The organism is Nocardioides sp. Root682 (assembly GCF_001427795.1).
In the GTDB taxonomy this organism is placed as follows: Bacteria; Actinomycetota; Actinomycetes; order Propionibacteriales; family Nocardioidaceae; genus Nocardioides.
The window spans coordinates 1901305-1917017 of the sequence record NZ_LMHJ01000001.1 but is presented as its reverse complement, the minus strand read 5'-3'; the positions used below and the strand labels follow the sequence as shown (position 1 = coordinate 1917017).

Below are 15713 nucleotides of genomic sequence, written 5' to 3'. Positions count from 1 at the left end.
TCGACTGAATGCCCGGACAGTGCCGTGTCACGGCCCTTCTCCGCATCCGCCATGTGGCGGATATCAGTCGAGGCCGTGCCGGCGCAGGACGGACGTGAGCTGCACCCGGGAGCCGATCCGGAGCTTGGCGTAGATGTGCGAGGTGTGGGTCTGCACGGTCCGGGGGGAGATGAAGAGCACCGCGGCGATCCCGGGGTTGGTCAGCCCGCGCGCCACGTGGCGCGCCACCTCGCGTTCGGTTGCCGTCAGGTCGAGCCATCCGGGCGGCGTGCCGACGACCTGCCGTGCGACCGGGGAAGGGGTCGGGAGGTGCATCAGTCGTTGTCCTGCGCGGGCGAGCCACGGTGTGGCGCGCAGGGCGTGGAAGACGTCGGCAGCCTCGCGTACGTAGGTGACCGCCCGGTCGTCGTACCCGCTCGTGCGGAGCAGGCGGGCCGCGTCCAGGCAGGCCGATGCGAGGGCGAACGGACGGCCCGATCGACGAAACGCCTCGACCGAGGCGACTGCCGTGTCGGCGTCGCCGTCGAGGAGGGCCCGGCAGCGCAGCGCGGCGCCGAGGGCGGACGGGACGCGGCCGGAGAGAGCCGCCCCGGCCTCGGCGTGGAGGGTGGCCTGCCTGGCCATGTCGAGGTGGCCGAGCAGCACGGCGTTGTGGACCAGCGCGGGCGCGAGGGAGCGCCAGCCGAGGAAGTACGGCGTGCGCAGCGCGTGCAGCCAGCCCTCGACGAGCACGTCGTACGCCGTGCCCGGGTCAGGCGCCACCGCGGCGCGCGCCATCGACAGCCACTCCTCGCCGGGGAAGCCGATCGCGGTCAGCGCACCCTCCCGCGGGGCGACGAGGCGCGCGGCCGTCGTCACGTTGCCGCGTCCACCCTCGACCAGCGCGACGACCGCCCAGCCGATCGGCCGGGCGATCAGGGTGCCCGTCCGGTCGGCGTCGTCGAGCCCCGCCCGCGCGTCGCCGACCGCTTCGTCCCAGCGCCCCGAGAGGTAGCGCGCCAGCGCGCGCATGCAGTGGTACCAGGTCAGCTGCCCGGCCGACCCGGCGATCACGCTGCGACGCATCCCCTCGGCGAAGGCCGCGTCGGCGTCGGCGAAACGGTCCAGCTCGATCAGGGCGAGGCCGTGGTACAGGTGCGAGAGCGGGCCGCCGCCCGTGCTCTCCTGCTCGGCCGCCTGCATGGCCACGCCCTGCTTGCTCAGGCGCAGGCCGTCCGACGCGCGCCCCTCGCTCAGGGCGATCCCGGTGAGCGTGTTCAGGGCCTCGCAGGCCGCGAAGCGGTTGGCGTACCTGTCGCCGAGGCGTCGGGCGTGCTCGGCCTGGCTGGCCGCGCCGGCGAGGTCGCCGAGCAGGAACCGCGAGCCCGCCTCGTCGGCGACGTACGACGCCTGCAGGCGGGGGTCGTGGGCGGTGAGCTCCGCGGCGAGGGCGAAGCGGTCCCGCGACTCCGCGACCCGGCCGACGCGTTGCAGCATCAGGCCGAGGGCACTGTGGATCTCGGCCTGGTCGGCGGACGAGTCGAGGGTGTGGAGCAGGAGCAGGGCGTCGGTGGCCGCGTTGTTGAGCTCCCCGCGACCTATCCGGTCCCACATGGCGTTCCTGCGGGACAGCTGTTCAGGGTTCATGGCCGTCCCCCTGGGGCGGGTCCCGTTCAGGGCAGGCCCCACGTCGATCGTAGGCCGGGGGGAGGGCTGTCGACACTGTCGGAAAATCGGTGTCGGCGGGCGGGAACAAACCCCCCTTCGCCGCCCGTTGTGACCTGTGTCAGACTTGAGTGCATCCGGCTCAACTAACCTGACGCCGAAACCCTGAATCAACACGGAGGAACAACACCATGGCACGAGCTGTCGGCATCGACCTCGGCACGACGAACAGCGTCGTCGCAGTCCTCGAGGGCGGCGAGCCCACGGTCATCGCGAACGCAGAGGGCGCCCGTACGACGCCGTCGGTGGTCGCCTTCGCGAAGAGCGGCGAGGTGCTCGTCGGCGAGGTCGCGAAGCGCCAGGCCGTCACCAACGTGGACCGCACCATCCGGTCGGTCAAGCGCCACATGGGCACTGACTGGACCCAGCACGTCGGCGACCCCGTCGACAAGGACTTCACGCCGCAGCAGATCTCGGCGTTCATCCTGCAGAAGCTCAAGCGCGACGCGGAGGCCTACCTCGGCGAGACGGTCACGAACGCCGTGATCACCGTCCCGGCGTACTTCTCCGACGCGCAGCGCCAGGCGACCAAGGAAGCCGGCGAGATCGCGGGCCTCAAGGTCGACCGGATCGTCAACGAGCCGACGGCTGCAGCGCTGGCCTACGGCCTCGACAAGGGCGACGACCAGACGATCCTCGTCTACGACCTCGGTGGCGGCACGTTCGACGTGTCCCTCCTCGAGATCGGCGAGGGCGTCGTCGAGGTGAAGGCCACCAGTGGTGACAACCACCTCGGTGGTGACGACTGGGACAACGCGGTCGTCGAGTGGATGGTCAAGAAGTTCAAGGACGCCAACGGCGTCGACCTGTCCAAGGACAAGATCGCCGCGCAGCGTCTCCAGGAAGCTGCCGAGAAGGCGAAGATCGAGCTGTCGTCCTCGGCCGACACGACGGTCCACCTGCCCTACATCACCCACGGCGAGAACGGCCCGCTGCACTTCGAGGAGCGCCTCTCGCGCTCGGAGTTCCAGCGCCTGACCGCCAGCCTGCTCGAGCGCACCAAGGCTCCGTTCCAGAACGTCCTCAAGGACGGTGGCGTCGCGCTCTCCGCGATCGACCACGTGGTCCTCGTCGGTGGTTCGACCCGGATGCCCGCCGTGACCGAGCTGGTCAAGGAGATGCTCGGCGGCAAGGAGCCCAACAAGGGCGTCAACCCGGACGAGGTCGTCGCTGTCGGCGCCGCACTCCAGGCCGGCGTCCTCGCCGGTGAGGTCAAGGACGTGCTGCTGCTCGACGTGACCCCGCTGAGCCTCGGCATCGAGACCAAGGGCGGCGTCTTCACCACGCTCATCGAGCGCAACACCACGATCCCGACCAAGCGCTCGGAGATCTTCACCACCGCCGACGACAACCAGCCGTCGGTCGAGATCAAGGTGGCGCAGGGCGAGCGGGCGATCTGGTCGCAGAACCAGCAGCTCGGCAACTTCGAGCTGACCGGCCTGCCGCCGGCCCCGCGCGGCGTCCCGAAGATCGAGGTCACCTTCGACATCGACGCCGACGGCATCGTCCACGTGTCCGCGAAGGACCAGGCGTCGGGCCGCGAGCAGTCGATGACCATCTCCGGTGGCAGCGCGCTGTCCAAGGACGACATCGACCGCATGGTCAAGGAGGCCGAGCAGTTCGCCGAGGAGGACGCCAAGCGTCGCGAGGCCGTCGAGGTCCGCAACCAGGGCGACCAGCTCGTCTACACGACCGAGAAGTTCCTGGCCGACAACGGTGACAAGATCCCGGACGAGGTCAAGACCGAGGTCAGTGCCGACGTCGACGCGCTGAAGGCCGTCCTCGAGAACGCCGAGGCCGACGCCGAGTCGCTCACCGCCGCCATCAGCAAGCTGGGCGAGTCCAGCCAGAAGATGGGTGCCGCGATGTACGCCGCCGCGGAGGCCGAGTCCGCCGCTGCCGGTGGCAGCACGGGCGCCACGGGCGAGGCCGACGACGACGTCGTCGAGGCCGAGATCGTCGACGACGAGCCTGACGCCGAGGGCGACGCCAAGTGACCGACGACAACGTCGTACCGGAGGGGGAGCAGCCCGACGCGGCTGCTCCCTCCCCGGAGGTCCCCGAGGTCGACGTCGATCCGTCGCTGGTCGAGGAGGTTGCGCAGCAACCGTCTCGAGACCCCGACGAGACCCCCGAGGCCGACGAGCTCACGGTCACGAAGATGGCCCTCGAGGAGCGCACGCTCGACCTGCAGCGCCTGCAGGCCGAGTACCTCAACTACAAGCGCCGGGTCGACCGCGACCGCGAGCTGTTGCGGGAGAACGCGACGTACTCCGCGCTCGCGCCGATCGTCGAGGTCCTCGACAACATCGAGCGGGCGCGGGAGCACGAGCCGTTGGAGGGTGGCTTCAAGGCCGTCGCCGAGCAGCTCGAGCGCACCGTGGCCGGGCTGGGTCTGGTCAAGTTCGGTGAGGTCGGTGACGCCTTCGACCCCACGGTCCACGAGGCGCTGTCGCACATCGGGACCGACCCGGAGGTCACGGTCACCACGTGCAAGCTGATCGCCAAGGCCGGCTACAAGTTCGGCGACCGGGTCGTGCGCGCTGCGCAGGTCCTGGTGGTCGACCCTGTCGAATAAGTCAGAAGAAGGGAGGGGTGTGCGATGAGTGACGACGGGATCCGGTCCGACTGGGCCACGAAGGACTTCTACGCCGAGCTCGGCGTCTCGAAGACGGCGACGACGGACGAGATCAAGAAGGCCTATCGGAAGTTGGCGCGCGCCAACCACCCCGACTCGAACCCCGACGACAAGGCCAAGCACGAGAAGTTCAAGGCTGTCGCTGAGGCCTACGACGTCATCGGCGAGCCCGCCAAGCGCACGAAGTACGACGAGGCGCGGGAGATGTTCCGGCGCGGAGGCTTCCCCGCGGGCGGCGGGTTCGGTGGTGGCGGCGTCAACGTCGAGGACCTGCTCCGCGACCGCGCGGGCGGTGGGGGCGGCTTCGGCGACCTCTTCGGCGACCTGTTCGGTGGCGGCTTCGGCCAGGGCCGGCGTGCGCCGCGCCCCGCCCGGGGTGGTGACCTCGAGACGACCGCGACGATCGGGTTCTCCGACGCGCTCGACGGGGTGACCGTCTCGCTGCGGATCAGCTCCGACAGCGCGTGCGGCACCTGCAACGGCACGGGCGGCAAGCCCGGCACGAGGCCGCACGTGTGTGCGACCTGCGACGGCACCGGTTCGATCACGGCGTCGGTGGGTGGGGCGTTCACGATGAACGAGACCTGCCCCGCCTGCGGTGGTCGCCAGCTCGTGTACGACGAGCCGTGCCCGACCTGTCACGGCTCCGGTCGCGGCAAGGCGGCCCGCACGATCCAGGCGAAGATCCCGGCCGGGGTCAAGGACGGCCAGCGGATCCGGCTGCGCGGCAAGGGTGCTCCCGGGGAGGGCGGCGGTCCGGCCGGCGACCTCTACGTCGTCGTCAAGGTCTCCGCGCACCGGGTGTTCGGCCGCAAGGGCGAGCACCTCACCGTCGACGTCCCGGTCTCGTTCGCCGAGCTCGCGCTCGGTGCGGAGATCAAGGTCCCGACCCTGGGTGGCGCACCGGTGACGCTGCGCATTCCTGCCGGCACGCCCAGTGGCCGGACCTTCCGGGTCCGCAACAAGGGCGCGCAGAAGGCCGACGGCAGCCGCGGTGACCTGCTCGCCACGGTCGAGGTCCAGGTCCCCGCCACCCTCGACGCCGAGGCCCGCGAGGCGCTGGAGGCGTTCGCCGCCGCCACGTCGGGTACGACGTTGCGGGCAGGTCTGTTCGCGGACGGCCAGTGATGGACGCCGGATCGACGCAGGGCCCGCCGGGCGAGGGCGATGCGGTCTTCGTGATCAGTGTCGCGGCTCAGCTCAGTGGCCTGCATCCGCAGACCCTGCGCACCTATGAGCGCGTCGGCCTGATCACGCCCGGGCGCACCGGGGGCGGTGGTCGTCGCTACTCCTACCTGGACATCGAGCGGCTGCGGGAGATCGCGCACCTGACCGCGGCGGGCATCGGTATCGAGGGCGTGCGCCGCATCCTCGAGCTGGAGAACGCCGCGGCAGCACTCCGGGCGCGCAATGCCGAGCTCGTCGCCGAGCTCGACGCCGTCCGTGAGGCGCTCCACCAGGCGCTGGCCGCTCGTCCGACGGCCCAGCGCAGCAACCTTCCGGCCGTACCGCAGGCCGCGATCGGCCAGTCCGTGGTGGTCTGGCGTCGCCGTCCGTGATCGGCCTTGGGGTGTCGAGCTCCTTGACTTTTCCCCATTGAGGTAAAGTTCATTGCATGCCCGGATCCAGTGAGTCCTTCAAGGAACGGGTCCACGGCATGTTGCGGAAGTCGATCCTCGACGCCGCGTGGGAGCGCGCCAGCGACACTGCGTGGGAGCGCGTCCGGATCGCCGACATCGCCGAGGACGTCGGCGTCAGTCGGCAGACCGTGTACAACGAATTCGGCACCAAGGACCAGCTCTCCATGGTCCTGTTCGAGCGCGAGATCGAGCGCTACATGGTCGGCATCGAGGAGCTGGTCGCGCGCGCCGAACGGCAGGATGCGGCCTTGCGCGACATCGTGCACTGGCTGTTGCGTGAGGCCGACGACCACCGGTTGCTCACCCGGATGGTGACCGAGGGCCGGGCGGGCACCCACCCGCTGGTGCCGGTGCTCACCGTTCGGGCCGACGTCATCATCAAGCCGGTCCGAACGCGTCTGGTCGAGATCGTGCGAGGCCGCTGGCCCGAGCTGGGTCTGGATGAAGCCACGGTCGGCGCGGACCTGATGGTGCGGTTCGTGCTCGGCCAGATCGTGTGCCCGTCGGACCTCGATCGCTCGTCCCTGATCGAGGCCATGATCCGCATGGCCATGGGGATCCAGCTGCCGGAGACGGCCAGGTGAGGGATGTCTGGCGTGACACCAGGATCTTCGCCGGCGGGCTCGTGCTGGGCGTCGTACTGGCGCTCCTGGTCCCCGTCGCGATCCGGGCGATCTCCGGCCTGGCGCCCGACACGGGTGACGAGCTGGACTACGTCACGGTGGTCAGCGACGTCGACCCGCTCACCCCGCGCCTGTCGGTGGTCGCGGCGCGGCTCGACAGCAGCACCGGACTGGCATGGCAGGCACCGCTGCTGAGTCGCTCGTCCATTCCCTCGCAGCCCACGACCCTCACGCCCGAACGGATCGCGGAGCTGTCCGCCGTGGTGACGGTTCCTGACGTCGAGAGGTACTCCGTCGACGGCGTGATGACCAACCTGGCGTCCGACGAATCCGTGCGCGTCCACGGCGCGTTCTACCTGGTCTCGGTGAACCGGCTCGACCCCGCCCAGGACTGGCTGCTCGAGAACAACCGGATCTTCGTCGACGATGCGCAGGAGCGTGCTCGACGGACCTTCCGGGCGGGTTCCCTGATCGTCTACTACGCGCCGACCGGCGAGGCGGACGAGACCGACGCGATTCGCCGCTACGTCAACGAGGTCGTTCGCTGTCCCCGGGCGCTCGGGCCCTGTCCCGGCTGACCGTTCAGCTCGCTGGTACCAGGGAAGCGGGGTTGTCGACCTTCCCCATGCGGTCGAACGGCTGGATCCGGCGGTTCAGGATGGCGCCGATGTCCTCTGCCTTGACCAGGCCGTAGACCCGGGAGTCGTCGGAGCCGCCCCAGTTGTCGCCGATGACCCAGTACTGGTCGGCGGGAATGGTCAGGGCTGTCGGCTGCGTGCTCGTGGTGCCGGTCGCGGAGCAGCACACCTGCCCAGCGCGATCGCCCCATTGCGCGGACCACGCCGGACTGTCGACCCGCTGCTGCGTGGATTCACCTGCGGGCGTGACCAGGACGACCGGCTGCTTGCCGTCGTTGCGCACGATGATCTCGTCGCCGGGGATGCCGATCACGCGCTTGACGATCTGCTGCCCGTCGGGGAGATCGACCTCGACCACGTCGAAGCGCCGTACGTCGTCGCGACCCAGGAAGTTGACCAGGAGCCGGTCACCGGGCACGAGCGTCGGCGCCATGCTCGAGCCCTCCACGCGCACCGAGAAGGTGAGCGCGCCGACCGGGACCAGGATCGCGACCAGGACGAGACCGATGACAGCCAGCCCCAGAATTCTGCCGAGTGGCCCGAAGTCGCGGGGGGAGTCGGACGTCATGGTTCTTCGCTTCCGTGGGGGCGGGGACCCCGCCATCGGCGGTCAGGGTAGCGCTGCGCCCGGGCCGATCCCTACTTGACGTCATGCCTCTGATGTAAAGCAACTGAACAGCGACACCGTGCTGTCGACAGGTGGACGAAACCTGGGGTAACGTCCATCACGCGCAGTTTGTCGAGCGTTGGGGGACGCTCGGTGCAGGTGGGTTGGGAGCCCCGCCTGGGATCGCCTCGAGCAGCCATCGTGCTCACTCGTGACCTTCCGCTGCGCGTGTGGCCGGAGGTGCGCGAATGCGCCTCCGGAGCAATTCCTTGGGAGGGGAATTCATGAAGGAATCTGGCATGGGACGTACCCGTCTGGGACGTTTCGCCGCAGTCACGGTGCCTGCCACCGCAGCCAGCCTCGGCCTCGGCTTCGCGATCGTCTCGGGCATGGTGTCCGCGACCGTCTCGTCGGCCGGTGGGTTCGAGGTCGGGGGTGACCAGGCGCGTGCGGACGGCATGCAGCTGTCGTTGACCAAGACCACGGTCGCGGCCAACGAGGCGGACGCAGTGGGCGCCAACAAGGAAGCCGCGTTGGTGACCCTGTCCGACGGTTACCTCAACGGCATGTGCCTCGCGGTCAACCAGAAGCTGCCGCTCATCGGTGACGTCAGCCTGATGCTGGGTGTCCCGCAGGGTGTGGTGGGAGTCGGCACGATCGATCTCAACGCCAGCCAGGTCAACTCGGGCGCGGCCTCGCTGCCCTCGACGACCATCGGTGTCGCCGCCGACGAGCTCGACCAGCCCGTCGACCCGACCAACGCAGGTGGTTTCGGTCTTCGGACCAACGACACCGCCGGCGTCGAAGGTACTGACGAAGGTGTCACGTCAGCCGTGCAGATCGACGCGCTCGCGGCGACTGCCTACCAGCTCACGCTCAACAACGGCCTCGACGTTGACGCGCTCGAGATCGGCGTCAAGGCAGGCACTCAGCACTGCTGATCGATCGGAATCGAGCGGGCAGATCGGTGACCCCGGTCTGCCCGCTCTCCCGAGCGATCCGTGTTGCTGAGCACCAAGGAGAGACCTGTGAGCATTCCCGAAGTCAATGTCGTCGCGCAGACCGGGCCGGACGAATCGGCCTCCCCCGTGACGGAACATGACCACACCGAGACCGGGCGAACGTACGTCGGCTCGGTCCTGCACGCCGCGAATCGCTGGCGACGTACACGTCCTCTCGCGGGATGCGTGATCCTGGCCCTGGGCGGATGGTTCGTCGTCAGGCCCGTCATCGGTTCAGCGTCGATGACCCTCGAGCTCGGCGCCGGCGCCGTCGCCGGCTACCTGCTCGGCGGCGGCATGATCCTCGCCGCCCTGATCGCGCTCGTCCTGCCCGCGCAGCGCCACTTCCCGGCGTTGATGGCCACCATGATGTCGGTGGCGTCGCTGCCCTTGGCCAACCTGGGGGGATGGCTGATCGGCATGGTCCTCGGGATCATCGGGTCCGGCATGGTGTTCGCCTGGACGCCCTACACCGACAGGCAGCTTGCGAAGTTCGCCGCCCGCGCCGAGCGCCGTGCTGCGGCGCGCGACGCCCGCCGGGCGCGGCGCGCCGAGGCGGGGGCGTAGCGGTGAGCGCACGAAAGCGCAGCCGGTCCGTGCGCGAACGGGTACGGGACACAGGCAGGTCGGTCCTCGGAAGCGGCATTCGCACGGTGCGCAAACGGTCGGAGGCGATGTCCGCAGTGTCGAGTCAGGCGCGGATGGGCACCCGTCGGCGTACCTTGATGCCGCTCGTGGGCGGGATCGTGGCGGTGGCCGGCCTGTTCTCGATGGTCGGCAGTGGCGTCCTGGCCGTGAACTTCACCGCAGCGGACCAGGCGCACCAGATCTACACCGACCGGGTCGTGGGGCAGTACGCCGCCGGGTACATCAACGCCCAGGCGCAGAAGTCCGGTTCCACGGCGGTGGCGCAGATCGGCTTCCAGCAGGCCGACCTCTATGGCTTCTGTGCGATCGCCAAGCAGGACCTGGGCGGCGTGCTGGGCACTGTCTCGCTGGTGGTCACCGGCGGGGAGCCCGTGGATGGCACGGTGACGGACCCGACGAAGAAGATCACGGCCAACAAGCTGTTCCTGGCCTCGGACAGCCTGGTGGGCAACGGCGAGAACATCGAACAGATGACGCTGGGTCAGTCGGCGGACACCCTGATGATGGGCGCGGGCAACCCGAATCCCGGAGCAGCGGGTGCCTTCGGTCTGCAGGCGAAGCTGATGCAGATCGGCAACCTGGACGGAAAGTCCTACGGGATCGATCTCCAGGGCAACATCAACCTGCCGGACCTGAAGATCCGCATGGTTCCCGGAACGGCAACGAAGGCGAGCTGCGTGTCGTGAGCGCTGTCGTTGACGACATCGAGAAGATCGAGAAGAAGGTGCTCGCCCGCACGGTCGGCGGCCTGCGCGCCACTCGCCGGTGGTTCCGGGACTTCCGTCGGTCGCGGCCGTTCTGGGGTGCGCTCTGGCTGGGGCTGGGGGGTGCGGCGGTGATCCACTTCTCGCGATCGCCCCTGACGATGGTGATCGGCGGCGGGTGGAACTCCTCGGCGGGCTACATCCTCGGCGGCGCCATGGTGATGTTCGCGTCGGTCGCGCTCTTCGCGCCGCTGTACCGCGGCCTGTGCGGCCTGGTCGGTGTGCTGCTGGGCCTGGCCGCCTTCATTGCGGCCAATCTCGGTGGCTTCCTGATCGGCACCCTCTTCGCCATCATCGGGGGTTCGATGATCTGGGGCTGGGGCGAGAAGCGACCACGTCGTAGCCGCCGCAGGAGGGCGGCGGTCCGGGGCGCACGGAAGAGACCATCGGAGGAGGTCCTGGCCGATGACGATGCGACTCCTGGTCAGGCGATCTGAGCGGGCCGCGCGCCGAGGTCAGGTCGTCGGGCAGGGGGTCGGTCGACAGCGACTCCTGGTGGTGTCCGCGACGCTCGTCCTCAGCTGCGCGGTGGTGTCGGCGCCGCCGTTCGGTCCGGGCGCTGGTGGCGGCGACTCGAACGGAATGCTGGACGCCTCGGCGGCGATGCCGGCCTGTGCGAGGAGCTCGGCTGCCCTGAGTGGCCTGGTCAACGGCAACACCCTGTCGTTGGGCAACGGCACGACGGTCACGCCGTGCGTCCCCAACGCGCCCATCCACATGCGTCTCGGCTACAGCGACAGCGACACCGGAAGTGCGACCGGCAGCAGCACGGCGTTCACGACCGACGGCATCACGTTCCCCGACGGAAAGTTCACCCGGCAATACACCAGTTGCGGCGCCTTCCAGCGCAACGATTCGACGATTGCCAGGCCCACCATCCTGAAGCTCGCCGACGGCAGCCAGACGGCAGGTCCGAGCAACGTCTCCACCAGCTCGAGGTGGGGTGCCTTCGGCACCTGCCCGTTCGACCGGACGCTCTATCAGGACAACGGCTGGTCGACGGCGTTCGAGGAGAACGACAACGCCATGCTCGTCCACATGCGGCTGAAGAACCTGGAGATCAGCCGCAACTCCTACATGACGGTGGTGCCGCAGTCCTCGGTCGCCTCGCCCACGACCAACGGCACGGGGGAGTACAAGCTGACCTTCGTCCCGAGCAACCAGAGCAGCGCGGGGTGGAACGTCGGAGACTCCTGCGTCTTCACCGACCTGTGGCTGCGGGCCGACACCCACATCAAGGTCAACGTGTTCGGCATCAGCACCACCGTCGGAGCCCTGGCCGGGGACGACAGCCTGTGGGGATCGATCCTGGCTTCCATCGCCAGCCTGGACAACATCCCGGGCCTCGAGCTCGACGCGTGGGTCTACTACATGAACACCAACAAGGCGAGCAGCTGCACCGGATCTCCGACGACCCTCAACCTGCCTGACACGGTCATCCAGGTGTCCCCATGACGTCGACGGGAGCCGCAGTGGAAACGGACGCCGTGACCCGCACGGGCACTCGTTGGCGCCGGGTCGCGGTGATGAATCTCGGCGCGTTCGCAGTCCTCGGCTGGATGGTCTCCCAGCTCTGGGGCGGCACGGTGATGGGACTGGGCGCGGGGCTGGTGGTCCAGGGTCAGAAGTCACAGTTCAGCAGCGCGCGGCTGAGCACCAGCAACGTCGCCTTCGGGATCATGCCCGTCACGTTGCGGTCCGGCAGCGGGGACAGCACCAGGTACGTCCTTCGGATGGGCTTTGCGAACGGCAGCCTGGACGGTCTCTGCGTGTCCCAGACCGAGAGCTTCCTCGGAGTCGACTACACCATCAGGATCACCTCCGGCGGCAACGACATCAACGTCACCGACGTGTCCGGCAAGAACGTCCAGCTCGACGTCACGTCGGTGACGTCGACCAGCCTGCCCAACACCAACGGCAACGGTGTCGCGCTGCGCGGAAACGTGGAGCTCGGGGTCGCCGTCCAGAGCGTCACGACGTGGCAGTCCGGCGGCGTCGACGTGGTGAACCCGCTCGACGGGCCCGAGAGCTACGCCGGCATCAACGGTCGGCTGTTCAGTGTCGACTCCGACGTCGGCGACCTCTACAACGTCAAGGGTGACCTGTACGACGCCGTCATCGAGGGTCCGGTGAACCTCAAGAAGCTGAAGATCGAGGTGGTTCCCGGCGGTGCAGCGACCCAGGGCTGCAAGAACCTCCCGATCAAGTACTGATGGGCGCCGCTGACATGCCACCGGAGGGGACGGGTCGAGTCGATCCGGTCCTGTTCCTGCGGCTGACCGTTCCCGCTGCGCTTGCGTGCCTCGCCATCGGAGCACTCGCGGTGCTCGGCTACATCCAGGTCGTCATCACCACGGTCCACCCGATCGTCATGGCAACCAGCGGTGGTTCTGCCGACGAGATGACGCTCGGCATCGACTCGGTGAGCGGCGTGGCCGGCCGGGACGCAGTGGGTTCTGAGCAGGGAGCGGCGCTGGTCCGGTTGGAGGAGGGTCGCTTCGTGGACCTGTGCCTGATCCCCACCGTGGACATGCCGATCATCGGGGGCCGGCTGAGCCTGCGCCTGGTCACCTCGCGCCCGGTGCGTCTGCCGGCTGCAGCCCTCGCCGTCACGGACGGCACGGTCCAGGCGCTCGGGACGCCACGTACGACGATCGGGGCTTCCCGGGGGGTGGGGGAGACGCCGGGCGCCTTCACCGTGCTGATTGACGCGTCGCACGAGGCAATTCAGTTGGGCCAGACGGACATGTCCGTCCACGGCATCGTGCTCGACGGTGGACTCCGGCTCTCCAGCCTCAGCGCCAGGCCGTCCTTCGGGACCCTGACGTGCTGACTCGGCGCAGGTTCCTGCGACACCGTGACCTGAGATCTTCGTGCCAATCGCGACTCGAGGCACTAGCCTCAGCCCGTCGGGACCGTCCGTGGCAATGGGGCGCGGCAGAGCTCGACAGGACGAGAGGCACGTGTGGACGCGATAGGCGACTTCTTCAGGGACTGGGCGAGCGGTGAATTGACCGGAAGCCACGGCGTCGACTGGTTCGCGTTCATCTCCATCCCGTTCTTCACGGGCATCATCGGCTGGCTGATCAACTGGTCCGGCCTCTGGATGCTGTTCTCGCCCATCAAGTTCCACGGCTTCAAGGTCCCCGGTCTCAAGGAAGTCACCGGGCTCATGCCGCGCAAGCTGCAGGAGATCCCCGGCTGGATGGAGGGTGGCCTGGGCTGGCAGGGCATCGTGCCTGCGCGCGCCGCCAAGATGGGCAGCATCGCCGTCGACAAGGTGATCGCGAAGCTCGGCACGCCCGCTGAGTTCTACGCCCAGCTCGAGCCCGACCAGATCGCCGAACACATCGTCAACGTGTTCCGGCCCGATCTCCCCGAGCTCGTCAACGACGTCATGATGCGCGAGCACCCGCGCCTGTGGAGCGATCTCCCGCGTCCGGTCCGCACGGCGGTCATCGACCGCGTGCAGGCCCAGCTGCCGGCCGTCGTCAAGACGATCACCGACGAGATCGGCATCCACATCGACCAGCTGCTCGACCCGAAGATCATGGTCATCGACCACTTCCGCAAGAACCCCGACCTCGTGGTGCGGGTGTTCAAGGACGTGGGCCAGAAGGAGCTGAACCTGATGGTGGCCTTCGGGTTCATCTTCGGTTTCCTGCTCGGTGTCCCGGTCGCGATCGTCGACCAGACCTGGCACATCTGGTGGTTGCTCCCGCTGCTGGGCGTCTTCGTCGGATGGACGACCAACCTGCTCGGCATGTGGCTGATCTTCGACCCGCCGGAGCCCAGGCGGGTCCTCGGCATCAAGGTCCAGGGGTTGTTCCTGCGCCGCCAGGACGAGTGTGCCGAGGTCTATGCGCGGATCATCGCCGACGACGTGGTCACCCTCGAACGGATCGGTGACTTCCTGATGGACGGTCCCCGGGGTGACCGGACCCGTCAGATGATCGCGACCGCCATGCGGCCGGCGATCGACAAGGCGGCCGGCCCGTTGCGTGGTGCCGTCAACGTTGCCATGGGCGGCAAGCGGTACGACCGGATCAAGGATTCCTTCGCGTTGGAGGCGGTGGGTCGCACGATCACTCCGTTCCGTGACGCGGAGTTCAGTCGCAAGCAGTCGGAGAAGATCCGGGTGCTGATCGCGCGCCGTACCAAGGAGCTGCCGCCGAAGGACTTCGTCGAGATGATGCGTTCGGCGATCAAGGAGGACGAGTGGATGCTCTACCTCCATGGCGCGGTGATGGGCGCTGCGGGCGGCTTCCTGCACCTGGCGATCTTCAACTGGGGCCTGATTCCCGGCTTCCCGCCGTGAGTCGTCCCTGATGGGTGTGACCAGCAGGGTGCGGGGCGGATCGCCCGAGGTGTTGTTGATGGAGGATGGGACCGTGGCAAGAGAATCAAGCTCTTCGGAGAACAGGGGCGTCGGGGGCGAGGACCTGCCGCGGCTGCCTGCGATCGCCAGTCCCACCGTTGTCGAGTCCCTTCCCGGCCTGGCCCGGGTCGCCGGTTCGGCCGCGCTGCACACTGCCGGCTGGGGCATGCGTACGACGGCCCGCAACTGGATGCGCGTCGGCAAGGCAGTGACGAACCGTGAAGAGGCGGCGACGCTGATCCGCGAGGTCGGCTCCGTCGTCGGTGCCGTGGGCGACCTGGCCCGCACGTTGGCCGACGGAACCCCCGTCGCCACGGCCTTCCTCCGGGTCGGCGAGTCCCTGGGTGCCAACGGCAACGGCAACGGCTCGGATCGCTCGCGGGAGACCACGCCCGTCGCGACGGTCGTTGACGGCCAGGTGGTCGCGAGCCGCCAGCTGTCGCTGCGCGATCGGGGCAACGAGCTGCTGGAGAAGTCCCGCGACGTGTGGGGCCAGAACGACCGGCATCCGGCGTTCGACCGGATCCTCGACGAGCTCGCGCCCGACGAGGCACGCGTCCTGGTGATGCTGCTGCGCGACGGGCCGCAGCCCAGTGTCGACATCCGCACCGGTGGCCCGATCGGCATGATGAGCAGCCAGCTGATCGCCCCCGGCCTCAACATGGTGGGTGCCCGGGCCGGGCTGCGCTACATCGAGCAGGTGCCGTCGTACCTCAACAACCTGTTCCGGCTCGGACTGATCTGGTTCTCCCGCGAGGCCGTGCACGACCACCTGGAGTACCAGGTGCTCGAGGCGCAGCCCGACGTGCTCGCCGCGATGCACTCGGTGAAGTTCGCCAAGGTCGTGCGTCGCAGCGTGCACCTCACGCCGTTCGGCGAGGAGTTCTGCAAGCTGGCCCTCGTCGACGAGCGGACCGCCACGAGTGTCGCGCTGCCGACGCACGAGGCACCGCCGGAGATCGACGCCGACTGATCCTCGAATTTCCGCAAAGTTGAGTGGAACAGACTCAACTTTGCGCGCGTTGGAATGAGTGTCACGATCCAGTTCCACGCACCTTGAGGAGAGTCACTG

At 68.7% G+C, this 15713-nt stretch carries 17 protein-coding genes; 15 read left to right on the top strand and 2 right to left on the bottom strand.

The features are described 5' to 3' along the window. Positions 1-63 precede the first annotated feature (63 nt). Entirely contained in the window at positions 64-1626 is a 1563-nt protein-coding gene (locus ASD84_RS25730) for a helix-turn-helix transcriptional regulator (RefSeq protein ID WP_156391707.1), read from the bottom strand. A 209-nt stretch (positions 1627-1835) separates the two neighbouring features. Here ASD84_RS25730 and dnaK point away from each other — a divergent pair, with 209 nt between their 5' ends. From dnaK to ASD84_RS09090, 6 genes are read left to right on the top strand one after another with little or no spacing between them, the layout of a single operon-like run. Beyond that, positions 1836-3701, top strand: coding sequence for a molecular chaperone DnaK (dnaK, locus tag ASD84_RS09115; protein WP_056709300.1), 1866 nt, complete (start codon positions 1836-1838; stop codon positions 3699-3701). Beyond that, positions 3698-4282 carry a nucleotide exchange factor GrpE gene (gene grpE, locus ASD84_RS09110; protein WP_082573244.1) on the top strand — a complete coding sequence of 195 codons (585 nt, stop codon included), beginning with the start codon at positions 3698-3700 and terminating at the stop codon, positions 4280-4282. Before dnaK ends, grpE begins: the two co-directional genes overlap by 4 nt. A 24-nt stretch (positions 4283-4306) precedes the next feature. Continuing rightward, complete coding sequence (gene dnaJ, locus ASD84_RS09105) at positions 4307-5470, top strand: molecular chaperone DnaJ (RefSeq protein ID WP_056709299.1); 1164 nt, start codon at positions 4307-4309, stop codon at positions 5468-5470. Continuing rightward, the gene (locus tag ASD84_RS09100) at positions 5470-5901 is read left to right on the top strand and encodes a heat shock protein transcriptional repressor HspR (protein ID WP_056709297.1); all 432 of its coding nucleotides are present in this window, start codon (positions 5470-5472) and stop codon (positions 5899-5901) included. The genes dnaJ and ASD84_RS09100 overlap by 1 nt, the downstream gene beginning before the upstream one ends. Positions 5902-5957: 56 nt before the next feature. After that, the gene (locus ASD84_RS09095; RefSeq protein ID WP_056709295.1) at positions 5958-6566 is read left to right on the top strand and encodes a TetR/AcrR family transcriptional regulator; all 609 of its coding nucleotides are present in this window, start codon (positions 5958-5960) and stop codon (positions 6564-6566) included. Beyond that, entirely contained in the window at positions 6563-7183 is a 621-nt protein-coding gene (locus ASD84_RS09090) for a hypothetical protein (RefSeq protein ID WP_056709292.1), read from the top strand. The genes ASD84_RS09095 and ASD84_RS09090 overlap by 4 nt, the downstream gene beginning before the upstream one ends. Before the next feature lie 4 nt (positions 7184-7187). Here ASD84_RS09090 and lepB read toward each other — a convergent pair whose 3' ends face one another. Next, positions 7188-7811 carry a signal peptidase I gene (gene lepB, locus ASD84_RS09085; RefSeq protein WP_056709290.1) on the bottom strand — a complete coding sequence of 208 codons (624 nt, stop codon included), beginning with the start codon at positions 7809-7811 and terminating at the stop codon, positions 7188-7190. Positions 7812-8149: 338 nt separating this feature from the next. Between lepB and ASD84_RS09080 the strand changes: the two genes are divergently transcribed. The 9 genes from ASD84_RS09080 to ASD84_RS25475 all read left to right on the top strand — a co-directional run bounded on the left by ASD84_RS09080 (position 8150) and on the right by ASD84_RS25475 (position 15614). Further along, a complete protein-coding gene (locus tag ASD84_RS09080; RefSeq protein ID WP_056709288.1) occupies positions 8150-8791 on the top strand; it encodes a DUF6230 family protein in 642 nt (213 codons plus the stop codon). An 87-nt stretch (positions 8792-8878) separates the two neighbouring features. Beyond that, positions 8879-9418 carry a DUF6114 domain-containing protein gene (locus tag ASD84_RS09075; RefSeq protein WP_056709287.1) on the top strand — a complete coding sequence of 180 codons (540 nt, stop codon included), beginning with the start codon at positions 8879-8881 and terminating at the stop codon, positions 9416-9418. 107 nt (positions 9419-9525) lie between these two features. Beyond that, complete coding sequence (locus ASD84_RS09070) at positions 9526-10185, top strand: DUF6230 family protein (protein ID WP_156391705.1); 660 nt, start codon at positions 9526-9528, stop codon at positions 10183-10185. Beyond that, positions 10182-10700, top strand: coding sequence for a DUF6114 domain-containing protein (locus ASD84_RS09065; RefSeq protein ID WP_200954474.1), 519 nt, complete (start codon positions 10182-10184; stop codon positions 10698-10700). The genes ASD84_RS09070 and ASD84_RS09065 overlap by 4 nt, the downstream gene beginning before the upstream one ends. After that, positions 10669-11718: a hypothetical protein gene (locus tag ASD84_RS09060; protein ID WP_156391703.1), complete on the top strand. Its 1050-nt coding sequence runs from the start codon at positions 10669-10671 to the stop codon at positions 11716-11718. The genes ASD84_RS09065 and ASD84_RS09060 overlap by 32 nt, the downstream gene beginning before the upstream one ends. Continuing rightward, positions 11715-12476 (top strand): DUF6230 family protein, encoded by a 762-nt coding sequence (locus ASD84_RS09055; protein ID WP_056709281.1) that lies wholly within the window; start codon positions 11715-11717, stop codon positions 12474-12476. Before ASD84_RS09060 ends, ASD84_RS09055 begins: the two co-directional genes overlap by 4 nt. Continuing rightward, entirely contained in the window at positions 12476-13096 is a 621-nt protein-coding gene (locus ASD84_RS09050; protein ID WP_056709280.1) for a hypothetical protein, read from the top strand. Before ASD84_RS09055 ends, ASD84_RS09050 begins: the two co-directional genes overlap by 1 nt. Positions 13097-13273: 177 nt before the next feature. Continuing rightward, positions 13274-14581, top strand: coding sequence for a hypothetical protein (locus tag ASD84_RS09045; protein ID WP_200954473.1), 1308 nt, complete (start codon positions 13274-13276; stop codon positions 14579-14581). A gap of 73 nt (positions 14582-14654) precedes the next feature. Next, positions 14655-15614, top strand: a complete 960-nt coding sequence (locus tag ASD84_RS25475; RefSeq protein ID WP_200954472.1) for an Abi-alpha family protein — start codon at positions 14655-14657, stop codon at positions 15612-15614. The last annotated feature ends 99 nt before the right edge of the window (positions 15615-15713 follow it).